The sequence below is a fragment of the Sphingobacterium nematocida genome, from assembly GCF_900168125.1.
GTDB lineage: Bacteria > Bacteroidota > Bacteroidia > Sphingobacteriales > Sphingobacteriaceae > Sphingobacterium > Sphingobacterium nematocida.
Genome location: NZ_FUZF01000016.1, coordinates 90,014 through 114,248 on the forward strand (window position 1 = coordinate 90,014; position 24,235 = coordinate 114,248).

Consider the following 24,235-nt stretch of genomic DNA (forward strand, 5'->3'; position numbering starts at 1 on the left):
AACGAGAGCTTGTTATAGATTATTTGCTTCCTGCATTTGGAAGTTTGGTCAACTTCTTTGATGCCAAAATTAGCGACATAGTGGCCCGATGTCAACTTCAAAAAATGGTTAGAAATCAATACATGGAATCACCCGGAACAGCAATAACCGGGTTTTTATGGTTTTCTATAGAAGCGATGTGCCACAGTTATTTTTTCAATTCTCAAAAGAATATACCTTGTGGCACTTGTATATATAAGAAAAAGGAATTGATTTTTAACGGAAATAGTTTAATCAAAGGCTTAGACCGCCAAGATTATGTCCAGATACTGGAAGATGGTTTTGTGCTTTCCATAGGATTCCCGGAGATATTGTCCCTGATGAATAAATATCGTGATTTTGATCAGGCAATCCGAGAGCTTACTTATCAACAAGGCGTATATTTCAGACAGCAGAATGCTTTTCGGGAACTACCATCACTGGAGCGTGTCAGAAAGCTCAAAGACGAACATGCTGCATTTGTTGCTTGTGCTACACAGGAAGTTCAGGCCATCCATGCCCATTTGTCTGTTAAACAATATTACAACAAAATCAAGGAGTTAAAACAAGAGGTTGGTAATATTGCCGAAATAAATCGGCAATAGTGCATGTTAAAATCGGCAATTTTTTCTAACACTGCCTTTCATTTCTAATCTACCTTTGAGTTATTCAATCATCCCAATATGAATAACCAAATTGAAACAAAGCGTAGGCCTTTTAGCTTATCCATTTCTAAGCTGACGATTAACCGCAAGATTATTGTGGAAATCATCCAGTGGGCATTTTTTCTGCTATTTCTCTATTCTGCTGGAGATAAAATTTTTGATTTTGAAAAATTCCAGCTAGAACTTAGTAAGTCCCCAATCATTACGGACTTCTCTGAATATATAGCATACAGTTTGCCAATCACTGAAGCGATTATAGCAGTATTAGTCGTGATTCCTAGAACATCTTTCGTCGGTTTGCTGGCTTCATTTACGTTAATCGTTTTGTTCACAACTTACATATTTCTCATCATGAACTATACTGATGATATTCCCTGCAGCTGCAATGGAATTTTAGAAGGTGCCAGTTGGTCTCAACATTTAGTATTTAATGTGGTATTTGTACTGCTGGCGATAGTAGGTCTCTTTTTACAAGCTAATATAGATTCATATAAAATTAACCAAAAGTCTTAAAAATATTCGTTGCGCAACAGAATCAGGGGATGCCGAAAACCTGCGAACCATAGAGTAGGCACTTAAAATTAAATAACAAAATTATGAAAAGATTACTTTTCGCCGCCTTATTTGCGACTGTTGCAATAGGCGGAGCCTATGCACAGTATACCACTGTACAAGGTGGTACAACCAGTCAGTTTAATTGTAACGGTGTCCTAGCTCCGCTATGTCGAGCATCTGCGCCCATCTATCAGGTTGGATCTTCTACCCCGGTTACCGATGATGCCATTTTAGATAGAACCAGAGTGAACAACTGATCTAACCACTGAATTCAGAAAATCAGGATCACTATATATGATTGATTCTGATTTTCTAATACTAAATTAAATTCCTAATATCGTCATGAGAAAACACATTCAAATTTTCTGCGTGCTATTTTGCATTGCGGTGTTATCGATTATAATACTTTATAAACTTTCTGGAAATAAGAAAGGGAATGGCTTTAATCGTGAATTTTCTCCGGATAAAGTGCAATTAGATAACGAGATGATTTTTGAAAATGACAATTATGCGTTTGTTTCTATAACCCCTGATCTTATCAGTCTGTATAAATTTAAAGAGCCTTATGGGCTTTTGGAGATTTCTATGGATCTTAAAGAAAAGCACAAGCATACAATACCTTTTCTTGCAAAGACTGAAAAAACTGACGGAATGAATACCGTAGCGTTGTAAATCGTCAGCATAATTTGGACACGATTGGTTAAAAACTAAGAGAGTGTTTTCCTAAAAAGATTTAACTTTAATGATCATGGGAAGACCAAAAAAAACAACCCCCGAAAACTTCATCAAGAATGTACGTCGCAGTACCCGAAGAATCTTCACCGCAGAGCAGAAAATTCTGATCGTGATGGAAGCTTTACGCGCAGAAAACTCTATTGCCGAGATCTGTCGTAATCACAGCATTAACGAGTCTCAGTTCTACAAATGGAACAAGGAGTTTTTAGAGGCGGGAAAAAAGCGACTTGAAGGCGATGTTACCCGTGAGGCAACATCAGATGAGGTGGCCGAACTCCGAAAAGAAAATGCCCGGCTCAAAGAAATGGTTGCCGATCTGGTACTACGTTACGATATCGTAAAAAAAAGCTTGGATCTGCTGGATTAACGGATAAATACAAAAAGCATATGCGATTATCAGCAGGAGAAAAAATGGAGATTATTCAGACGGTTACCCGATCGGAGATTGGTGTGAAGCGTACTTTAAATGAATTCGGGATTCCTAAAAGTACATTTTACAGCTGGTATGATGGTACCTAACAGACGGTTATGAGGGGTTAGAGCTGAAAAACAGAGACTCCAGACAACAGTGGAACAGTATTCCAGATCAGGTTAAAGAATTTGTTGTCGAGGTTGCCCTGGATAAGGTCGATCTGTCAGCACGCGAGCTAGCACATCACATTACAGATGAGCACCAGATTTTTATTTCAGAATCTTCAGTCTATCGAATCCTTAAAAACAAGGGACTGATCAGTGCGCCAAGCCATATTTTGATCAGTGCATCCGATGAGTTCAAGGATAAGACCAGTTTTGTGCATGAAATGTGGCAGACAGATTTTACCTATTTCAGGATAAAAGGTTGGGGAGATTATTATTTGAGCACCATATTGGACGACTACAGCCGATACATTGTCCATTGGGAGCTTTGCACATCTATGAAGCATGAAGATGTGATACGTAATGTGGATAAGGCGATAGAAAAGGCTAAGTTAAAAACGAAGGCTAAACCTAAGTTACTGTCCGACAATGGATCATGTTATATCTCTAAGGAACTCGGGAAATACCTGACCGAAGAACTGGAAATGAAACAGGTGCATGGCAGACCGGCACATCCACAGACCCAGGGAAAAATCGAAAGATATCACAGGACAATGAAAAATGTGGTCAAATTGAACAATTATTATTCACCAGAAGAGCTAAAAGAATCGCTAGAAGAGTTTGTAAATAAATATAATAACGAACGCTATCATGAGTCTTTAAAAAACCTGACACCAGCTGATGTATATTATGGTCGTGGAGAACTCATATTAAAACAAAGAGAAAGCCTAAAAAAACTGGCCATTAATAACAGAAAAACAGAATATTTAAAACAAAAATTAATAGCTTTATAATCAGAAAACACTCCTTAGACATTTGTCCAAATTAGTTTGAAGACATACAGATATTTAAACCAATAAACACATGTTTCGTTTTAAAAGATTATCTCAATTATTTAAGTCAGGGAAGTATAGACTTAGCAATAGATGCGGAAGAGATCATGCAACTATAATTTCTTTCAAAAAGAGAGATGATGGTTACATGTATGGAATGACAGTTGATTTTGCCACACGTACATTTTCTGTTTCCAGGTCATCCGCTATCGGTGAGTCTAAAAGGGAGTGCACTGCATATTTAAGTTATGATTTGCTCACAAAGGCTGGTAAGGAGATGGTGAAACTATATGATGATGGCAATCTTGAAGATGGCTACCTTGAATTTCAAATTTTTATGTATATAATTGGAAATTTATTTCTATAATATTATGGGGGGATCACAGGAATGAAAGTTAATGTACTAAAGGCTGAAACAGAAGAGGTTTTGCTTCAAATGATCAAGGCAGGGGAATACCCTGCGTTTGATGAATTGTACGCTAGACATTTTCAGACCGTTTATGCCATGGCCTATAATATTCTCCGGGATCACCAGCATAGTATGGATATCGTACAGGATATTTTTATTTGGTTTTGGGAACACCGTTCGCAATGGAACCTGGTTTCATGCCGTGGCTATCTTTTAACCGCTGTTAAGTTTAAAACCGCGAACTATTTTAGAGATAATAAGATAAAGGCCGCCGTCATCGCGGGCTTGGCTAAACAACAAATGTCAATTGTTGATGAAAGTCTTTTGCTGGAAGTTCGTCAGCTTAATGATATTATCCTTTCAATAACCTCCGAATTGCCGGAACGCTGTCAGCAGATTTTTAGAATGAGTCGTTTTGATCAATTGTCCAATCGGGAAATTGCTTCTAAACTTGGAATTACAGAGAAGGCAGTAGAAGGACAGATCACTTCCGCGCTAAAAAAGCTAAGAGAGAAACTCGGTAAAGGGCATGTTTTTATGTATTTTTTTATCTGAAAATCAATGTTTTAATAAAATGTTTCATTTTTATTTATTTTCGATCTAGGGGTAGAAGCTATTTATGTGCTTTACAATATATCAACCACTAGGAAATGCAGGAAGAAGAATTTATTGATATTGCAAATAAGGTAGCTGATGGATCGGCAACCGATCAACAGAAGCAGCTATATTTATGCCACCTGGCTTCTTTCGCTAAAGAAAATCCAGAGTGGGAGAAACTAAATACAGATTTTAGGCAACAGATAGAGGATATGGTGAGGGATAAAATCCGCACTCATGTTCTCCCGGAAACGATCCGAAAATCCACATTAATTAAACTTTGGCAGAGAATTGCTGGAGTAGCTGCGGCAATAGCCCTGATCGTTTTAAGCGTTTACTTCTTTAACAATGGCAATAATGCAATAAATAATGATCCGCAAATCGTAAATCAGGATGTGGCTCCTGGTTCATTTGGTGCCACCCTCACCCTTGCTAATGGTAAGACGATTAAATTATCGGATGCATCCAATGGTAAACTTGCTCAGGAAGCAGGGATAGCCATTGCCAAATCTGCAGATGGTCAATTGGAATATGAGATTAAAGGATCTGCTGACGATCCCAACAAAATTAATACGCTATCGACTGGCAAAGGAGAAACCTATAAGGTGCGTTTGCCGGACGGCTCCTTGGTATATCTAAACGCCGCATCAAGCTTGACTTATCCTGTTTCTTTAATTGAGCATGGGAAACGGAAAGTCAAACTTAGAGGTGAAGGTTATTTTGAAATTTCTAAGGATAAAGAACATCCTTTCGTAGTACAAACAGATAATCAGGAAGTGGAAGTATTAGGTACGCATTTCAATATCAATGCCTATGGGGATGAACCTGCTGTGAGGACTACCTTGCTGGAAGGACGTATAAGGGTAAATAAAAGCACTATCCTGTTCCCAGGGGAACAGGCAACATTAATAAACGGCAATTTAAAAGTATCCAAGGCTAATTTAGATGAAACAGTAGCCTGGAAAGAAGGAAGCTTTCAGTTTAACGAAGAAAAGATGGCCAGCATCGTGAGAAAACTTGAGCGTTGGTATGACGTGGAGATTGAATTGAGCGATAAGCTAGCGAACAAGGAGTTTTCGGGTAATATTTCCCGCAGCCGGAGCATAAGCCGCGTGCTTCGCATGATGGAAAAAACAAATGGCATTCAATTTAAAATTGAAGGAAGGAGGATAACGGCTATAGAAAAATAATTATACCCAATTGTAAAAGACCTTCAAGTAAAAAAGGTCATACGGGTTGGCGCCCGGATGACCTGTAAGCTAGCTGGACAGAAAATATCAGATATCACCGGCCTAGTACGATCCACCTTGACAAGTATTGCGTATTATGCCTTTAAACCAACTAAACTCAAATGTACAAAGTTTTACAACAAAAACTATGGTACCCTTCAGGTGCTATAATTAAATTACTGCTGATTATGAGGCTAACCACCATATTATTGATCACAGGTTTTTTACAGGTCAGCGCCACTACTTTTGCGCAGAAAATATCGTTGACTGAAAAGGACGCCTCGCTTACCACAGTGCTAAATCGCATCAAAGCGCAGACCGGTTATGACTTCTTCTACGAAAGTGTAAACATAAGGGAGCTAAAAACCATTAATATTCAGGCTAGAAATGAAGAACTGAAAGATTTACTAGCACGAATTTTAAATCCTCAGAACCTGGATTTTGAGATTGATGACAACTCAATCATTATAAAAAGGAGAAGGAGCCCTTCCCCTCTAAATAAGCCTGTTGTACCTATCAATATCAACAGTTTTTCAGGTGTAGTGCGAGACACTGCAGGAAAGGAAATCGCAGGTGCAACAGTTAAGCTATCCCCCGGGAAACTCACTGAAATCACAAATCAAACAGGAACATTCGTCTTTAAAAACGTTCCATATGGTAACTATACGCTTTCGGTTACTTCTATAGGTTATCAGTCATTGGAGATGGCTATTGAAATCAACGCATCCACAGAGGCGTCTTTACTTGTGCTAGTGATGAAGGAGGCTGTTTTGGCATTAAGCAGCGTCACCATTAATACAGGTTACCAGCGTATCAAACCAGAGCAGAGTACCGGTGCCGTGGCACAGATCACCACCAGAGAATACGAATCGCGCATCAGCACCAATTTCCTGGATGGTCTGGCCAACCGGCTTCCCGGCTTAATGATCAATAATGATGTTAATTTTACCAGCACAGATGCAAACGGTAATACTACTTCCAAGAGCCTCTTCAATATCCGTGGTATTTCCACAATGTCGGCCAACCAAAATCCTTTAATTGTCGTGGACGGTTATCCCACTACCCTCACACTGGATATGATAAACCCGAATGAAATTAAGTCTGTTACCATTCTGAAGGATGCTGCAGCAGCCACAGTTTATGGTGTTCGCGCATCTAACGGCGTAATTGTGATCGAAAGAAAACAGGCAAGCGTCGGCAAACCGCAGGTCGCTTTCCGTGCCACCGTGGGTTTTACACCCAAAGAGAACTACAGCCGCTATCGCTGGGATCCCGATGCCTCCGCACTGATTGTGGCTTACCAGCGGGACATCTTTGCTACGAGCGTGGATTCTAATACCTATGCAGGCTTGTCGACACCTAACTGGAAAGGCGTTCAGTCACCTGTTTACTATACCGTAGCCCAGCAGGCAGGTAAAATCATTAACCAGGCACAGGCCGACGAAACATTTGCCAATTTGGGCAGCTACAACAACACCAAAGATTACAGCCGTCTGTTCCTGCAAACAGCCGCTACCCAGACCTACAACATGAATGTGTCCGGTGGCAATGCCAATGCACTCTATTACATTACCGCCAATTATACCGACAACCTGCAGCAGCAGAAAAATAACAATAATAACAATATCCTGCTTTCGGCCCGCAGCACGCTGAAGTTCTCCCAGCGTCTTTCCCTGGAGCTGACCACCGATTTCCAGGAACTGCGCGCTACTGCTGCGCCGGTACCGGATATCAACAGCATTTATCCGTATGAGCGTCTGCAGGATAAATATGGGAACCCAAGTCCTGTTGCGTTTAAGTCGGGAGTAAATCCTTATTATAATTCGGTACTTATGGACATGGGGCTGCGGGATTACCAGTATTATCCTTTGGTAGATATCGATCATATCAGCGACAAGACACATACCCTCAACAACCGTGTTACTGCTAACTTCGACTATAGGATCGGACATGGCTTTAATCTTACTTTCGGCGGTATCTATGAAACGTCCCGTACCGACCAGCGCCATTATGCCGATGAGCAATCGTCTGAAGTACACCAGTATGTTGATAACTATGCTACAAGGAATGCCAATGGCAGCCTGGTATTCAATATTCCCATAGGGGGTTATTTACAGCAGCAAACGGCTAAATCTTCCAGCTACACCCTGCGGACCCAGTTAAATTATAACAAGTATTTTGGCAAAGACCATTCCATCAATGCCATTCTTGGCGCAGAGGTAAGAAATGAAAAGGATCAGATCGCTAACGCCGCATACTTTGGCTACGACGACCAGAGCCTGTTACAACAACCGGTCAATTACGATATTTTGACTTCTGGGTTCATAAGTCCTTTTTTGGGAACAGGTCCGTTAGCTTACAGTCATTTATTTGGTCAGACTTACCGGGAAGACCGGTATTTATCCGGCTTTTCCAATATCGTTTATTCCTTTCGCAATACATACTCGCTTACCGGCAGCTTGCGTATCGACCAGTCCAATCTGTTCGGTACAAACCCAAAATACCGGTACAAGCCTTTATGGTCGGTAGGTGCTGCCTGGAATATCGATAAAGAAAACTTTATGCAGGACGTTACCTGGGTGAAACAGCTGAAGCTGCGCTTAGCAAATGGCTTTAACGGCAATGTGGCCAAGCTGTCACTCCCACAGGCAATTGGCCAGTCCTACCTCACCACAGGCACTGTTCCGGCATCTGCCGCCTTGCGATCGTATTCGCTTGCCAACAGCGGGCTGCGCTGGGAACAGACTAATAACTTCAATGCAGGGCTTGATTACAGCATATTCAAAAATATTTATGGCTCAGTGGACTGGTATAACAAGCACAGCACGGATTTAGTAGCCAACGGTCTGATAGACCCGACCGCTGGTGCCAACTCTTCTATTATTAACACAGCAACCATTAACAATAAGGGGGTAGAGATCAGTCTGCGTGCCGACTGGCTCAGCATTCCTAAATTTAACTGGAATACGGGCTTTGTGCTTGCCCTTAATACCAGCAAGGTGCAAAAGACTTATCAGACAACAGCTGGAAACTTTGTAGACGTCAACAATAGTTACGGATATATAGCAGGTTATCCGGTAGGGGCGCTGTTTGCCTATCGCGATGCTGGGTTGGATAACAAAGGGTATGTTCAGGTAAAAGACCACCAGGGAAATGTATATACCTATGAATCCGCTACAGTTGCGGATAGAAACTATAGGGATCCAAACTATATGGCATATGTGGGATCGTCTGTTCCTGCTGTCAATGCGGGAATGAGTAACAGGTTCGATATCGGCAACTTCTATTTCTTTTGTATGATCAACTATTATGGCGGCTTTAAGGTGCGGGTACCACGTCCTAGCCCCGGCGATGTAAGGCCGCTGCCTGGTGCCGGCAGTTACTGGAAACAGCCCGGCGATGAGCAGCATACTGATGTCATATCTTTGGCTGCTTCCAGAACTCAGTGGACTAACGTTGTTTACAATAACTTAGATAGTTATGTGGTCGATGGCGATTATATCACCCTGGCAGATCTTACGGCTTCCTATACCTTTAGCAACAACAAATTTTTTAAAAAAGTGGGCTTTAGCCATTTTGAGATTAAGCTGCAGGCGTCTAATTTATATACAGTAGGGTTTAACAAATACAATTACAGTATGGCCACGCGCAATTATTATAAGCCATATGTCACGCCTACCTATACCATCGGTCTATTTACCAACTTTTAAACTGTACAACCATGAGATACAATCCTAAATATATTTTTTGGGCCATGGCCCTTTGTATAACGGCCCTCACTGCCTGCAATAAGTACCTGGATATAACACCCAAAGGTTATACGCTGCTGACCACAGTGACCAATTATGACCAGTGGCTGAATGATTACGATGCCCTGGGCCTGAGTCATGCGCCGCTCTCGCTTAACCTGCTGGGCGACAACGTAGATCAGTCGGCCATACCGGTGCCAGCTACGGATGTTAATGACCTGATCTATACCTGGGCGCCCCAGTATGCTAGAGATCAATCCACGTTACCAACATTCTGGGGACAGCACTATAGTGTTATTAATAAATACAATACCGTGCTGGCAGGCATAGATGAGGCCACAGGAGGCACGAATCAGCAAAAGGCGAGCTTGAAGGCCGAAGCGCTGCTTGGGCGTGCCTTTGAATACTGGTACCTGGTGAATGAATACGGGCCGGTATATGATCCTGCAACTGCAGATAGGGACCTGGCCGTACCCTTTGTTACCTCGAACGATGTAGCCCAGGCCACCCCGCCCCGGAGCACGGTAAAAGAAATATACGACCGCATCATCTCAGACATCAATGCGGCACTTCCCAACCTGCCCGCTAATAACAGTAGCGCCCCCTGGCGCGGCTCGTCAGCTGCTGCCTACAGCGTGCTGGCAAGGATCTTTTTTTATTCCGGTGATTACACTGGTGCCGCAAAAAATGCGCAACTGGCGCTGGATAATGGCAGAGCCACCATGCTTGACTTTAAAACGTTTAATTTGTACAGTTATGCCACAGTTTTCTTGCCCGATGCCATATACTGGCGGGGAAATGGTGTTTTCCAAGAAATCCTGCCCAGCTTCTTTAGCGCTTATGATCCCAGAGATCTGCGTAAACAGCTATGGTATTTTAGCCAGGGCGATGCCAGGGGAAAAACTTCGTTTTCCCCGGCGTTTGTTGCAAAATCTTTCACTTATACAAACTTCGGTACTTCTGTACAGGAAATGAAACTGATCATTGCCGAAGCCGCAGTGCGTAAGGGAGAGTTAGCCATTGCTTTGCAGCAGGTAAATGACATACGGGCAGCCCGCTTTCCGTCCCCTTACCAGAAACTGATATCGAGTGACCAAGAAACGGTACTAAACTGGGTCCTGCGGGAAAGAGGCTTTGAAATGCCTTCTAGCGGACTGCGCTGGTTTGATATGCGCAGATTGGACAAGGAGGGCAAAATGCCAGCAGTAAACCGGTACGATGCCAAGAATAATATCATTGCCACCCTGCCGCCGCACAGTCCGAGATATACCCTGCAGATTCCCCAGCGTGTACTGCTGAACAACCCAGGCATGCCGCAAAATCCAGGGGAATAGAGAATAAATGACGTAATATTTGATCAATAAAAAGATAAAATCATGAAAAAGACATACGGATTTTTATATTGCTGCATTATGCTGCTGCTGGCAGCCTGCAGCAAGGACAGGCCGGTGGTACCTGTATTGCCGACAGATGGTATATCCATACAGGGACTAGACCTATCGGATACACTGGAAAGGCGGGCCGAGATCCTTCGGGACCAGGTGACCATTATAGGGTTGAAAGCTTTGTCCAAAAGCGTTGTTGCTTCGGGGGTCGATGTTACATTTGGGGTTGATACTTCAAAGATGGAAAGCTACCGCGCCAAATATGGCAATGCAACTGTTTTGCCATCTACAGCTTTTTATTTCTATAAACCTGACTGCCGAATCCCGGCTGGAAGTACGGTATCCGATTCCGCGAAGCTTAACCTTGTAAAGCAAACAAGCCTGAACCCCTATACCACTTATGTACTGCCCGTTACCATCCGGTCGGTGAATGGCCGGGAAGAGGGCATTGCGCCCGGACAGGTACTGTACCTGGTTATCAAAACCGGCAAGAGCCGCTTTAACCTGACGGTCGTGAGCTTTTCATCTGAGACCTTACCGGGCAATGGTGTAAGTAATGTAGTGGATGGACTTCCGAACAGCTATTGGTCTTCAAGTCTCGGACTTGATATGCCTCAGTATTTTACTGTTGATTTTGGCACAGCGACCCCCTTTAGTGCTATCAGCTACCAATATCCGATTCGTAACGTCCTCATCGGAGCATATCCTACCCAGATCAAGATCGAATTAAGCACCGACGGTACTACCTGGACAGATAAAGGGACTTTCAATCAGGCTAACCCACCTGCGCAGGCAGTCCAGATCATTCCTGTTTCAAATACTACGGCGCGATATATGCGCTTTACCGTGCTTGCTGCTCAACCTGTATTTGGATCTCGTCAAGGAGTTTTTATCTCAGATTTAACCCTGGTGCCCTAAGTCGAAATACTCAAAATGGATACCGTACCCGGTTAGGAGTAACCGATTGGAACAACGACGGTAAACGGAACCTATTGGTAAATAAAAAATAGATAGTTATGAGAATAAAAACAATATTGCTTGCAATACTAATATTAGCAAGTTTGACCGGAAATAGTAAAGTTGCATTTACACCACCAAAGAGTTGGTTGAAAATCTTGTTTGTCGGGTACGATCCGGCACAAGCGATGCCTACATCGGTTAGGAAAATTCCGGGTAACATGACGAAGGAAGGGTTTGAGCGAGAATATCCGATTAGGATGCCTGCTTTTAAAGCCCTGTTAAGTGAATATTTTGCAGAGGTCAAAACCATCGACTGTAGAGACTGGAAACCTTCAGATTCTGATCCTTATGATGTGACAATTTTTGATTTTCCCACTAAAATAATAGAACCGGTAACGGAAGGTGTTAAATACCTTCCTGCCGATTTTTCAAAACCAGTAGTCTTTATTTCACATACTGCACCGCAAATGGGCACTCCCATTGGACTTAAGTTCGAGTGGCTTTGTTTATGCCTAGATGCTGATGCCCACCATCTAAACCGCAAACACTCCATTTTTAAAGGTCCACTTGAGAAAGTGAAGCCAACGATGGTAATGAAACCAACACCAGAGGGAGTCTATCACTATGCTTCAGGTGATAATGTTCCAAAACAAATTCCCATGTGGAGAGTAGACCAAAAGGGTTACATCGAGGATAAAGATGCAAGGATAGGTTTGGTATCCAGGGGCGATCGGTTTACCGACTCGCCTGATACTGAATTAATTTCTAGCGGGGTAAATACGAAAGATGTCAACGCAGTTGCCTTGGGACGCCATGGTAATTTTTTTCTTTGGGGATTTGGGGCCTCTCCGGCCGGGATGACAGAGGAAGGAAAAAAAGTTTTTGTAAACGTAGTAGCTTACATGAGTAAATTTGATAAAAAAACTCCTATTGCACGAAAGCTTAACGATAGAGCAGCCACTACTGACTATTTTAAAGAGATGCAGAGCATGGTTAAGCGGATGTATGAAACTTCGACCGCTAAAAAGGATGGAAAGCCTGTTCCAACGTGGGATGAATACCTCAAAAACCAAAAAGGTTTTTTCACTCGATTTGGTACCGACTCAGCCAACTACCAATATTTAAAAGACAATATAGACTACATGTATTGTGATCCGAAGGGCTTTTATTCGGCCGTAATTGATGAAGAGGCCAAAATAATAGGAGTTCCTAATCACGATCTTCGCTTTTTAGAAACCTGTATTAAGATGTTTAAACAGAATGATCGTCCAGAATTAGCGCTGAAGATGTTAAAGAAATATACCGCTGAAAATTTTGATGACGCTGATAAATGGCAGAGTTGGTACACGAATAATAAAAAGAGATTGTTCTTTACCGAAGCGCCATATAAATTTATAGTTAATACCTATAACCAATGAAATTAGTATTGCTTACAGTTCTTATGTTGACACTAAATACGTGTTTAGTAAATGCCCAGCGGGTATCAACTTTCGATGAGGATATTACCAGCTTCTCTAAAAGTATTATATGTAAAGCTCCGGATCAACAATTCCCCGTTAGTGTAGAAGCGAGGTTAATCAGTGATAGTCGGAGTGATAGTGTTGCTGTTGTCGTGAAAGTGAAAATTGCAGATGGGTGGCATATTTACGAGTTTGTTCCAGAAAATATGCCTTATCTTACCACAGAGTATATCCTCGATGTAGATAACAATATCACTAAAGCGGGTATTTGGCAAAAGAGCGAGGCTATTGAATCTCCAGCCGAGAAGGGAGTAATGTTCTATGAAAATGAGGCAATCTTCATTCATAAACTTAAAAAATCATCTCCGACAGCTAAAGGCCAAGTGAATACAGGCCTATATTATCAATGCTGTAACCTGTTCCAATGTATGCCGCCTGTGGAAAAGGCAATTAAATTAAATTATTAAAAGATGTCCCAACATGTTAAAAAATAAATCTCTAATCGTCGCATTGGTGGCAGGGCTATTATTCAGTCTGCCTAGTTTCGCGCAAGAAATAAAAAAAACTAAAGAAATTGAGAAGATAATTGATAAAGTTATCGATCGTGTGTATCAACACCGCACCCAGAGGATCAGCAGATGAGATATTAAAACTTAAAGATGTGGTTACTGGAATTAATGGACATCCAATTAGCCAGCTACAACATTATAGTGAACAAGTACTTTTCAGGCGATACGATAACGGTTGAACTGATACGGGATGGGAAGGAAATGCAAACTAAAAAATATACAGAGCTATGTTAAAAACATTAATTACTGCTGCAATTGGTCTGTTGACCTTTTCAGCAAATGCACAGTATGGATTTTCAATAAAAGGAAACATTGCCAGTGCTACAAATGGACAAAAAGTAATGATCAGTTATGTTGAGGGTAACAAACAGGTCGTGGATTCGGCAATAGTAAAAAACAGAGGGTTTCTATTGAAAGGTATAATAAAAGATGTCGTAAGAGCACAAATTACTTTGAAAGCGCTGAAAGAGGACAATGGACCTATGACTATGGAAATGATGATGGCTAGAGATGAACAGGACTTTTTTCTGGAAAATAAAACTTTTAGTGTTACTGGTTCAAATATGAAAACTGCTCTGATTGAAGGTGGTGCAGCGCAAGCGGATTATTTGAGGCTGAAGTCAGAATTAAAGCCACTTGAGGATAAGAGGAAGCCACTTAGTGAAAAAATAGGGCAGTATTTTAGAGCGAACAATGAAAAGGCAAGAAATGAACTTTCCCCGAAGCTAAGGGCTATACGGATGGATATGACTAAAGTGGAAGATGCTTTTATTTATCAGCATCCAGATTCGTATGTAAGTCTCGATTTGATTGATGGTAGAAGTCGCGCTATCGATCCGAAAAGATTTGAGCCATTTTTTTATGCGCTTAGTCCGCGTATACAAAATTCAATAAAGGGAAAAGACCTGGCAGCACGTTTAAAAGTTATGGAAGCAACTGCAATTGGAAAACAGGCTATTCCACTTCAGAAAAAGGATATCAATGGGAAGGATGTGAATCTGGAAACTTTAAAAGGTAATTATGTCTTGCTTGATTTCTGGGGAAGCTGGTGTGGACCATGCCGTTCATCACACCCACATCTTAAAAAGCTTTATGCTAAATACAAAGCAGATGGTTTCGAAATTTTGGGCATTGCACATGAGCAGCGCCGGAGCATTGAGGAGAACCGTAAAGCATGGAAGGATGCCATTCAGGAAGATGACATTTCCTGGATACAGGTATTGAACAATGAAGGAATAGAGGCCTTTGACGCTGTTAAAGCTTATGGTGTAACTGCTTTTCCAACCAAGATTTTATTAGATAAGGAGGGGAAAATTATTGCTAGATATGTGGGGGGTGGTGTCGAAATTGATGAGCAGTTGAAATCACTTTTTGGTAAATAATTGTTACAAGGATTTTTAAAAAGCTGCCTGATGTTGTTAACAGTTGGTGTGGCCCATGCAAAAAAATGGAACATTTAGGCATAGCACTCTTACTGACTATTCGACGTCAAAGCGTATGCAGCATACCTTAAAAGAGGTTTAGGCGTTTACCAAAGGAAATAAGACCCTATTCGTAAAAACGAAAATAGGTAGTTAATAAGCAGACCAGGGCTAGCGGAAGCTGTCCTGGTTTATTTTGGAAGATTGAAATAAAACAAGTAAAAAATGAGATATAAATTTTTAATGATTCTTTCGTTATCAGGAATATTCCTTCGCGCTGGTGCGCAGCAGGTAAAGTTTACTGAATACGACCTGGATAATGGCCTTCATGTCATTCTTCATCAGGATAAGACTGCGCCTGTTGTAGCCGTTTCGGTCATGTATCACGTCGGTTCGAAAGACGAAGATCCGACAAGGACTGGCTTTGCCCATTTCTTTGAGCACCTGCTATTTGAAGGTAGCCAGAACATGAAAAGAGGCGATTTTATGAAAATAGTGAGCAGTAACGGCGGACAGAATAATGCCAATACTTCTCAGGACAGGACTTTCTACTACGAAGTTTTCCCTTCAAATCAGCTGGAGCTCGGGCTATGGCTGGAAAGTGAGCGCATGTTGCACCCAAAAATTGATGAGGCAGGTGTTAAGACACAAAACGAGGTGGTTAAAGAAGAGAAACGCATGCTCACTGACAACAAGCCGTATGGTAAGTTTACTGAAAACATCTTCACTCATTTATTTGAAGGGCATCCTTACAGCTGGCAGCCGATAGGTTCAATGGAACACCTGGATGCCGCAAAACTGGAAGAATTTATTGCCTTCTTTAAAAAGTATTATGCACCCAACAATGCCGTGCTGACAATCGCCGGAGACCTGGACATTGAAAAAACCAAAGCACTGGTTGCTAAATATTTTAATGAAGTGCCAAAAGGAGCTCCTGTCGTTAAGGGCACTTTCGCGTTAAAACCGGTGACCAAACAAATTGTGGATACGGTATATGATGCCAATATCCAAATTCCGGCGATATTTGCCGCCTACCGGGTTCCGGGAATGAAGAGCCGTGAAAACAAAGTGCTTGAAATGGTCAGTACCATTTTATCAGGTGGCGGAAGTTCAAGGCTGAGCACAAAAATGGTAGATGAAAAAAAGACGGCATTGCAGGTTTCGGCTTTTAATTATACTCTGGAAGACCATGGTGCTTACATTACGCTGGCACTACCCAATAACAACACCCCTTTAAATGATCTTTTAACTGACATCGATGCGGAGGTTGTTCGCCTTCAGAATGACCTGATTAGTGAATCTGAGTTTAAGAAGCTGCAAAATCAATTTGAGAATGGCTATGTAAGTGCCAACACAAAAATGATCGGACTGGCCGAGAATCTGGCCAATGGCTATACTTTCCACAATAAGAATACCAATGACCTGAACGAACAGCTTGCGGTAATCAAATCAATCACTCCTGAAGAGATCAGAGCTGTAGCCAAAAAATACCTGAACAAGGATCAGCGTGTAGTACTTTATTACCTACCAAAGAAATAGACATGAAGAAGATATTTATATTTGCTATAGCTGCTTTGTTCATTCAAGGCGCAGCAGCTCAGAAACTAGACAGGAGCCAAAAACCAAAACCCGGACCTGCACCGATCATCACATTTGCCGATCCTGTAATCTATAAATTACCCAATGGCATTACTATTCTGGTGGTTGAAAACCATAAGCTACCAAAGGTTTCCGCAAGTTTTAGCATTGATGCGGGGCCGATCACCGAAGGTGCAAAAGCCGGAGTGATAGGATTATTGGGCGGAATGCTCAATGAGGGGACGGTTACAAAGACAAAAGCCCAGTTTGACGAAGCTGTTGATCAGATAGGTGCAGAAGTAAGCGTTTATGCCGGTGGAGGACAAGCCGCTGCGCTGACCCGGTATTTTAGTGATGCCTTTTTATTAATGGCAGATGCCCTGAGAAACCCGGCTTTTCCGCAAGCTTCATTTGATAAATTGAAATCACAAAGCCTTACCAATTTAAAATCCAGCGAGCGCAGCGCAACCGCCATTTCCGGACGCGTCGTTAATGCACTTTCATTTGGACTAAACCATCCTTTAGGAGAATTTCAGACCGAACAAAGCATCAATTCCATTGCCTTGGATGATGTTAAAGCTTCTTATAAAAAATACGTTACGCCATCGAGAGGATACCTGACTTTTGTCGGCGACATTAAACCAGAAGCCGCAAAGGCGCTGGCGATAAAAGCATTTGGCGACTGGAAGGGCGCCGTTCTGACTTTCCCTGTTTTGGCTAAAGTCAGCAACCCTGCCCAAACAGAGGTCAATGTGGTAGATGTCCCCAGCGCTGTCCAATCCGAGATCACAGTGACCAACCTTATAGATTTACCAATGAGCAGTCCGGACTATCATGCGGTATTGCTTGCCAATCAAATCCTGGGTGGTGGTGCAGATGCCAAGCTTTTTAGAAACCTGCGGGAAAAACATGGCTTTACTTACGGGGCTTATTCCAAAACTGGCTCAGGGCGCCTGCAGTCGAGGTTTAGTGCCACGGCCTCGGTAAGAAATGAAAAAGTAGACAGTGCTGTAGTCGAGTTTTTGAAAGAGATCAATGTGATGCGTACGGAAGAAGTGAGCGCTGATGTGCTTCAAGATGCGAAGAACTTATATAATGGGTCTTTTGCCTTGGGGCTTGAAAATCCTGCCCGGGTAGCCGGTTTTGCCAGCAGCATTCTGATCAATAACCTGCCTAAAGATTTCTACCGGACTTATCTTCAGAAGTTGAATGGTGTCACCGCAGGTGATATCCTTCGTGTGAGCAAAAAATACTTCAGTCATGACAACACCAGAATCGTTGTAGTCGGTAAATCAGACCAGTTTGTGCCGGGATTGAAAAAAGCGGGCTTTATGGTTAAGTATTATAATAACTATGCGATGCCTGTTGTTCGGTAACTTCTTTCTATTTGGTTACTCTCCAGTTTATTTATAAAACTTAAGCATTAATTAGAGGGCTGTCTCAATTTTGAAGTGACCCCAAAAGTTTGACAAAAACTTTTGGGGTTCACTATTTATGTCAAAACACACATTTGAGGAGAAAAGTTAAAATGAACGATTTAAATGGAATAATACAAGTTAGCTAAGGCGGACGTAGCGTAAAGCAAAGTTTAATCCATACGGACAACTAAATAGTTAAGGGAATTTCAAAAAAGTGAAAAATACTGATATTTCACCACCAAGGGAAAACTTCTGTTGTATTTTAGCTGAAATACGCTTTGCCGATGAAAATTGATTTTAAAAATGATAGGTTTAAAGGCTTGGAAGATGCTGCCTGTATGTTCCGCTAAAAATGTGGTCACTCCATTTCGGGGCAAACTGTACACCCTTTTGGCTGCCATGTGTGGTAGCGAATGCTATTACAACCAGGCCAAATATAATTAATTTCCAACAGGCGTGTTCTGTACCTGCCTCAATTCCAAGCCCCTGTGCTTCCTTGCGTTTTCCGATCACCAGCCCGATATAGCGACAGATTATTGATCCCAAACTCCAAATCAGAGGTTGCAGAAAGCTGTTGCCTGGATGCATAAATATTCTTTCGTATAGGCCAAGATACACAACCACAGACGGCGTTCGCCCCCGCTTTGATACAAATCCTTATTCAGTTATTTTTGACATTTAAAAGCGCTGTAAATCAGCCAAGTGACCAGGTTAGGCACATAAGTGTACACTTTGAGGGTTCTTCACTATTGGTGAAAACTATAATTTTGAATGTCGTCGGGTTCAGTAGTCTAGTTTTAAAGCGGCCTTTTGACGAATCATAATAACTATTTAATACTGAGCGCTTAATTCTTCAACAATAGTGAAGAACCACTTTGAAGCGTATTGGATGTTCAGTGTTGTACAGAATTACTTGTCATAATGTCAGGAAATTGGATAACGCAAGGTTTTTAATTAACATCTTAGATTACCTTGATCTTGCTAATTTGGTATCTGAAGAGCCGATGTTTGAAGGGGAGTGATAGCAAAAAATACGGCCTGCAATGTTACTTATTTGTTACTTGTCAAGTGTAACTATTTGATAATTAGGGTTTAATTCTATTCCGGACATCTGGCAAGCCATGACGATAGATTTTCCGACAAATACTTTCCTCGTTTCTAGGTCAAGTACCGTTAATGATGGTGAAAAAATCAATACAGCATATTTGCCATATAATATCCTGACAAGAGCAGGAAAAGCATTGGTTAAAAGATATGACGACTTTGACAGTCTTAAAGAAGGTGACCTGGAACAGTTCGACCAGATGTTAGCCGAGCTAATTGAAACCTATCAGATTCGAGATTAACCGGATTTTAAGGTTTAGAATTACTATTTGACTGTTTTTCTACGATTGGCGGTGCCAGTTTCCATGAGGGAACGAATTTCATATATTTGATTTATGAAGAAATTATTTGCCTCAAAAGACATTCGTATTCAGGAGATGGAAGACTTATATGGCGGAGGCATTAACATAGCCTATACCAGCAAATTGCTCCAACTAAATGTACTGATCGAATTTTTTGGGGTATCGATTGAGGGTGATCCCTATGTTTATGAAGAGGTGGGAGTTTATGCCAGCATCTATGAAGATGGTATTGTACATTCCTATGTTCTTTTTATAAGCGGAGAAACATTGGGGCCATTACCGACCTTTAGACTTATAGCCGATGCAGTCGATTTTATAGAAGCGTGTGATCAGTATGCCGTAAAAGAAGATTTGAAAGGGATTGCTATGTCTTATTCAGCCATTGACAGCAAAGTTTACCGAGGTTTGGGAGAACAAGAACGGCAAATGGCAGGTGAAGCGCGAAATGAGTTATGACCACCGATAAATCGTCAATAGCCTTATGAATAGCCTGATCAATCCTTATCCGTTTAAAAAGCGACGCATAAACAGATACCTTAGTTTTATATTCCTGATCCCGGTCTTTTGCCTGAATAACCTGGAATGTGCCGGGTAGAGCCGGGCAGTAGCATCAGATAACCCGCTTATTTCCCGGCTGGATTCGCTGGTCGATAAAAGCGTTCAGCGGTATTTTCAGGATAAAAAAGCGGTGGGGCTTTCCATAGCCCTGGTGCAACACGGCAAACCGTATTTTTACAATTACGGAGAGACAAAGGCCGGTAACGGGCAGCTTCCCGATAACAAGACTATCTATGAGATCGGGTCCATGACCAAATCATTTACCGGGATTATCCTGGCGCGGGCTATATTGGATAAAAAGATCAATCTGGAAGATGATATCAGGAAATATCTTAAAGGTTCTTATCCCAATTTAAGCTATAAAGGTACGCCCATACGTATTAAAGATCTGGCCAATCACACCTCAAGGATCACAAGGATATTTCCGAATATGTGGGAACGCCCCACCTATGATTCCCTTAATCCCTTGTCCAATTACTCCAGGCAGCTTTTGTACGAAGGACTGCATCAAATGAAGATGGATACGCTTCCCGGTAAAGTTTACGCTTACTCTAATATGGCAGTTGCTTTACTGGGTACGATACTGGAAGATGCTTACGGGCAGGATTACTTTTCGCTGGTGTCAAAAAACATCCTGAAACCTTACCGGATGAGGGATACCCGGATCGACATCGCATCACTTCCGGACAGCTGTATCGCGTGGGCGCATAACCCGCAAAGACAGCCGATTCCGTTTTGGGATTTGGGAGAAGTACCGGCGATGGGTGCTTTAAGATCAACTACTGCTGACCTGGTCAACTATATCAACGCCAACAACGCTGAGACGAATCCGGCCATTAAGCTTTCCCATCAACGAACTTTTGGCACCGCTCAGGAGGGTATGGGTCTGAACTGGTTTATCCACAGCACCTCAAATGGTTATCACGTATTGGAACATGGCGGCGGTACAGGCGGTTCCTGCAGTTCAATGGATTGTTTCCCGCAGCTTAACGCAGGGTTGGTGATCCTGACGAACAGCCTGGCTAATCGAAATGACCTGGAAAAAGAACTGGTCGCTATGTGTCTATGAATTGATTAATTTGTTACTTATGCAACAAAGATTAGTATTTGAGGGCGTTAATTTTTTGAGCTTACTTCACACAGCCATCAGTTTTTGATCAAGCATACTCATATCTCTGGCAATCTTGGTGTTTAAAATTTTAGAGTAGTGTTGTGTTGTTTTTAAATCCTTATGTCCGAGCATTTTTGAAACGCTTTCTATTGGCACATCATTACTTAGGGTAACGGTGGTAGCAAAAGTATGCCGGGCAATGTGAAAAGTAAGTTCCTTTTGGATGCCGGATAAATCCGCAATTTCTTTCAGATAGCTATTCATCTTCTGGTTACTTAAAACCGGAAAAGCCATATCTAAATTTTCAGATACCGGATCGTCTGTGTATTTGTCAAGTAATGCTTGCGCCCCTGTCATTAATGGAACGTGTGATGAGGTAAGGGTTTTCTCTCTGCTGGTAAAAATCCAATGGCGGCCATCATCACCTTTGCGGATTTCGGAACGCTTCAATTTTTTAACGTCTGCATAAGACAACCCTGTATAACAGCAAAAAAGAAATATATCCCTTACCTGTTCCAATCTTTTGACCCTATAGGATTTTTCGGTAATGCTTTTAAGTTCGTCTTTGGATAAAAACTCGCTGTCCTTCGCCTTAGCAGTATTTTTATAAAATAGAAACGGGTTTTCGGTAATCCACTTATGGGCAATACAGGAATTAACGATCTTCCTCAAATGCTTCATGTATTTAGCAATAGACACACCGCTACATTTTGGGTCAGTTCTTAAATAGAAATCATATCCGGTGATAAAGGCGTAATCCAATTTCTTTACCTCAATGTCTGGCCTCTGATATGACTTTAGCATATAAGCGGACAGGTGCAACAATGAAGTATGATAACCTTTTAAAGTATTCGCTTTAAAGCCTTTACCGATTAACGCTTTCATTTTTTCGTTGTGGTCTTTAAAGATTTCAAGCAGAAATAGCTTTTTGTCGTCCTTATTTTGGTACTTGTTCATCAGCGTTTCCGCTGTGACCTCCTGGTTATACTTTATAAATTCTGTATGGATGTCCTGTACTTTTCGTGCAATGGCATCAAGGTAGCCGTTCAGGGACTTTACAACTTCTGTATTTCCTTTAGCCCGGTTAGCACTGGATAACCATCCTTTAGGATCGCACATTCTTCCGCATGAGGCTTCTTTTGGTGTATCACCTGCAACAGTGATCCGCATGTAAATTGCCTTTTCGCCGCCTTTGTAGTTTTTTGGTTTCTTCAAAAAGAAATGAAGGGAATAATTCTGACTCATAATGACTCATTTTAAGTTAACAAAACTAACAATGTCATCAATGGCAGTCAAGATGTTCGATTATAGAACTAGCTGTAATTCAATTCGTTGCACCTACAATAGTGAGTACCTATATCTCGTTGGGGTACTCACTGAATTACTCACCTAACTTATGCGAAATCATGGATATTTTGGTGTGTCTGTAAACAATAAAACCCTGCAAACATCTCATTTGCAGGGTTTTATATGTTTTGACCTATGGTCAAGTAGCCCGTAGGGGAATCGAACCCCTGTTTCCAGAATGAAAATCTGGCGTCCTAACCCCTAGACGAACGGGCCCTTTTGCTTTGGTGATGCAAATATAGACCCTTTTATCTATTCTCCAAAATATTTTTTACGCAAATATTGTAATGCATTGAAAGCTAAAATATTATTTTTTAAATTAGGTCAAAGCCAATGTCTGTACGGAAGTATTTTCCTTGATAGAAGATCCTGCCTGCATCGGCTGTTGCTTGTTGAAGTGCGGAGAATAAGTCATCTTGTAGTGTTGTAACTGCAATAACACGGCCTCCAGCTGTTACGACTTCGCTGTCGACAAGCTTTGTTCCAGCATGAAAAACGATAGATTCTTTTACATTTTCAATATTGCTGATTACCTTGCCATTTTCATAATCGCCAGGATATCCGCCAGAAACTAACATGACGGTTACAGCTGTTTTTGGACTCAAGGTGTAGGAGCGGTCTGCCAAATTGCCCTGGGCAACACCTTCTAATAGATCAACTAAATCGGACTCGATACGTGGAAGAACGGATTCAGTCTCGGGGTCGCCCATACGCACATTATATTCGATAACATAAGGATCACCGCCTACATTCATCAATCCTATAAAAATGAATCCTTTATAAGGTATGTTGTCTTTCTTTAATCCATCGACGGTCGGTTTTATAATTCGTTCTTCGACCTTAGCCAGAAATACTTCGTCGGCAAAAGGTACTGGAGAAATGGATCCCATACCCCCTGTGTTGAGACCTGTGTCTCCTTCGCCGATACGCTTGTAGTCTTTTGCAGATGGTAATACCTTGTATGAGTCTCCATCTGTCAATACGAATACAGAAAGCTCTATTCCTTTTAAGAACTCTTCAATCACCACGACAGAGCTGGCTTGTCCGAATTTGGCATCAGCAAGCATCGCTGTTAATTCGTTCTTGGCATCATCTAGTGTCTCGCAGATCAAAACGCCCTTGCCAGCCGCTAGTCCATCAGCTTTCAGTACGATAGGAAGTTTTTGCGTCTCTAAGTAAGCGAGTCCTTCTGTCAGATTGGATAATTCAAACGACTTATACGCAGCCGTAGGAATATGGTGTCGAAACATAAATTCCTTGGAAAAATCTTTAGATCCTTCAAGTTGAGCGCCTAGCTTTTGAGGGCCTATGACAGCAATATGTTGCAAGTCTTCTCTTTCTAAAAAGAAATCGTGGATACCTTTTACCAACGGCTCTTCTGGTCCCACAAGGATGAGGTTGATGTCGTTGGCTAGTGCAAATGTTGCTATTCCGTCGAAATCGGTGACCTTAAGATCAATGTTTTGACCGTATTGTCCAGTTCCAGCATTGCCGGGGGCAATATAAAGATTGGTAAGTTTAGGGCTTTGTGCTATTTTATAGGCAAAGGCGGATTCGCGACCGCCAGATCCAACGATTAAGATATTCATAGCACAAACTTAGAGAAATATGCTTTAATTTTTGTTATCTTTCCTTAACAATTTAAAAATCAATTGA

21 protein-coding genes, 1 tRNA gene and 1 pseudogene are annotated in these 24,235 nt (G+C 41.7%); 20 read left to right on the forward strand and 3 right to left on the reverse strand.

Annotated features, from left to right (window positions below):
• The first annotated feature begins 104 nt into the window (after positions 1-104).
• The 20 genes and pseudogenes from B5X76_RS16135 to B5X76_RS16230 all read left to right on the forward strand — a co-directional run bounded on the left by B5X76_RS16135 (position 105) and on the right by B5X76_RS16230 (position 21,190).
• Complete coding sequence (locus B5X76_RS16135) at positions 105-623, forward strand: hypothetical protein (RefSeq protein ID WP_139375357.1); 519 nt, start codon at positions 105-107, stop codon at positions 621-623.
• A 78-nt stretch (positions 624-701) separates the two neighbouring features.
• The gene (locus B5X76_RS16140; protein ID WP_079644674.1) at positions 702-1,196 is read left to right on the forward strand and encodes a MauE/DoxX family redox-associated membrane protein; all 495 of its coding nucleotides are present in this window, start codon (positions 702-704) and stop codon (positions 1,194-1,196) included.
• A gap of 83 nt (positions 1,197-1,279) precedes the next feature.
• Complete coding sequence (locus B5X76_RS16145; protein WP_079644676.1) at positions 1,280-1,495, forward strand: hypothetical protein; 216 nt, start codon at positions 1,280-1,282, stop codon at positions 1,493-1,495.
• A gap of 85 nt (positions 1,496-1,580) precedes the next feature.
• Entirely contained in the window at positions 1,581-1,910 is a 330-nt protein-coding gene (locus B5X76_RS16150; protein WP_139375358.1) for a hypothetical protein, read from the forward strand.
• A 70-nt stretch (positions 1,911-1,980) separates the two neighbouring features.
• Positions 1,981-3,343, forward strand: a pseudogene (locus B5X76_RS16155) (IS3 family transposase).
• 70 nt (positions 3,344-3,413) lie between these two features.
• Entirely contained in the window at positions 3,414-3,749 is a 336-nt protein-coding gene (locus B5X76_RS16160) for a hypothetical protein (protein WP_079644680.1), read from the forward strand.
• A gap of 21 nt (positions 3,750-3,770) precedes the next feature.
• The gene (locus B5X76_RS16165; RefSeq protein ID WP_079644682.1) at positions 3,771-4,346 is read left to right on the forward strand and encodes an RNA polymerase sigma-70 factor; all 576 of its coding nucleotides are present in this window, start codon (positions 3,771-3,773) and stop codon (positions 4,344-4,346) included.
• A gap of 95 nt (positions 4,347-4,441) precedes the next feature.
• Positions 4,442-5,578, forward strand: coding sequence for a FecR family protein (locus B5X76_RS16170; protein ID WP_079644684.1), 1,137 nt, complete (start codon positions 4,442-4,444; stop codon positions 5,576-5,578).
• Between the two features lie 227 nt (positions 5,579-5,805).
• On the forward strand, positions 5,806-9,327 hold the full coding sequence (locus B5X76_RS16175; protein ID WP_245801071.1) for a SusC/RagA family TonB-linked outer membrane protein: 3,522 nt from the start codon (positions 5,806-5,808) through the stop codon (positions 9,325-9,327).
• Positions 9,328-9,338: 11 nt separating this feature from the next.
• Complete coding sequence (locus B5X76_RS16180) at positions 9,339-10,700, forward strand: RagB/SusD family nutrient uptake outer membrane protein (RefSeq protein ID WP_079644688.1); 1,362 nt, start codon at positions 9,339-9,341, stop codon at positions 10,698-10,700.
• A 42-nt stretch (positions 10,701-10,742) separates the two neighbouring features.
• Positions 10,743-11,669: a discoidin domain-containing protein gene (locus tag B5X76_RS16185; protein ID WP_079644690.1), complete on the forward strand. Its 927-nt coding sequence runs from the start codon at positions 10,743-10,745 to the stop codon at positions 11,667-11,669.
• 98 nt (positions 11,670-11,767) lie between these two features.
• The gene (locus tag B5X76_RS16190) at positions 11,768-13,129 is read left to right on the forward strand and encodes a hypothetical protein (RefSeq protein ID WP_079644692.1); all 1,362 of its coding nucleotides are present in this window, start codon (positions 11,768-11,770) and stop codon (positions 13,127-13,129) included.
• Entirely contained in the window at positions 13,126-13,638 is a 513-nt protein-coding gene (locus tag B5X76_RS16195) for a protein-disulfide reductase DsbD domain-containing protein (RefSeq protein ID WP_079644694.1), read from the forward strand. The genes B5X76_RS16190 and B5X76_RS16195 overlap by 4 nt, the downstream gene beginning before the upstream one ends.
• A gap of 329 nt (positions 13,639-13,967) precedes the next feature.
• A complete protein-coding gene (locus B5X76_RS16200) occupies positions 13,968-15,122 on the forward strand; it encodes a TlpA disulfide reductase family protein (RefSeq protein WP_079644696.1) in 1,155 nt (384 codons plus the stop codon).
• Positions 15,123-15,404: 282 nt separating this feature from the next.
• Positions 15,405-16,700 carry a M16 family metallopeptidase gene (locus tag B5X76_RS16205; RefSeq protein ID WP_245801072.1) on the forward strand — a complete coding sequence of 432 codons (1,296 nt, stop codon included), beginning with the start codon at positions 15,405-15,407 and terminating at the stop codon, positions 16,698-16,700.
• A 2-nt stretch (positions 16,701-16,702) separates the two neighbouring features.
• Positions 16,703-18,115 (forward strand): M16 family metallopeptidase, encoded by a 1,413-nt coding sequence (locus B5X76_RS16210; RefSeq protein WP_079644700.1) that lies wholly within the window; start codon positions 16,703-16,705, stop codon positions 18,113-18,115.
• 345 nt (positions 18,116-18,460) lie between these two features.
• Positions 18,461-18,601, forward strand: a complete 141-nt coding sequence (locus B5X76_RS22040) for a hypothetical protein (protein ID WP_176141107.1) — start codon at positions 18,461-18,463, stop codon at positions 18,599-18,601.
• A gap of 677 nt (positions 18,602-19,278) precedes the next feature.
• Positions 19,279-19,503 (forward strand): hypothetical protein, encoded by a 225-nt coding sequence (locus B5X76_RS16220; protein WP_079644704.1) that lies wholly within the window; start codon positions 19,279-19,281, stop codon positions 19,501-19,503.
• A gap of 93 nt (positions 19,504-19,596) precedes the next feature.
• Positions 19,597-20,019, forward strand: a complete 423-nt coding sequence (locus tag B5X76_RS16225) for a hypothetical protein (RefSeq protein ID WP_079644706.1) — start codon at positions 19,597-19,599, stop codon at positions 20,017-20,019.
• A 187-nt stretch (positions 20,020-20,206) separates the two neighbouring features.
• Positions 20,207-21,190 carry a serine hydrolase domain-containing protein gene (locus tag B5X76_RS16230; RefSeq protein ID WP_262507912.1) on the forward strand — a complete coding sequence of 328 codons (984 nt, stop codon included), beginning with the start codon at positions 20,207-20,209 and terminating at the stop codon, positions 21,188-21,190.
• Between the two features lie 66 nt (positions 21,191-21,256).
• Here B5X76_RS16230 and B5X76_RS16235 read toward each other — a convergent pair whose 3' ends face one another.
• The 3 genes from B5X76_RS16235 to purD form a co-directional block, all read right to left on the reverse strand.
• Positions 21,257-22,477 (reverse strand): site-specific integrase, encoded by a 1,221-nt coding sequence (locus B5X76_RS16235; RefSeq protein ID WP_079644710.1) that lies wholly within the window; start codon positions 22,475-22,477, stop codon positions 21,257-21,259.
• A gap of 246 nt (positions 22,478-22,723) precedes the next feature.
• Positions 22,724-22,795, reverse strand: a tRNA-Glu gene (locus B5X76_RS16240).
• A gap of 98 nt (positions 22,796-22,893) precedes the next feature.
• Positions 22,894-24,168, reverse strand: coding sequence for a phosphoribosylamine--glycine ligase (gene purD / locus B5X76_RS16245; RefSeq protein WP_079644712.1), 1,275 nt, complete (start codon positions 24,166-24,168; stop codon positions 22,894-22,896).
• Positions 24,169-24,235 lie beyond the last annotated feature (67 nt).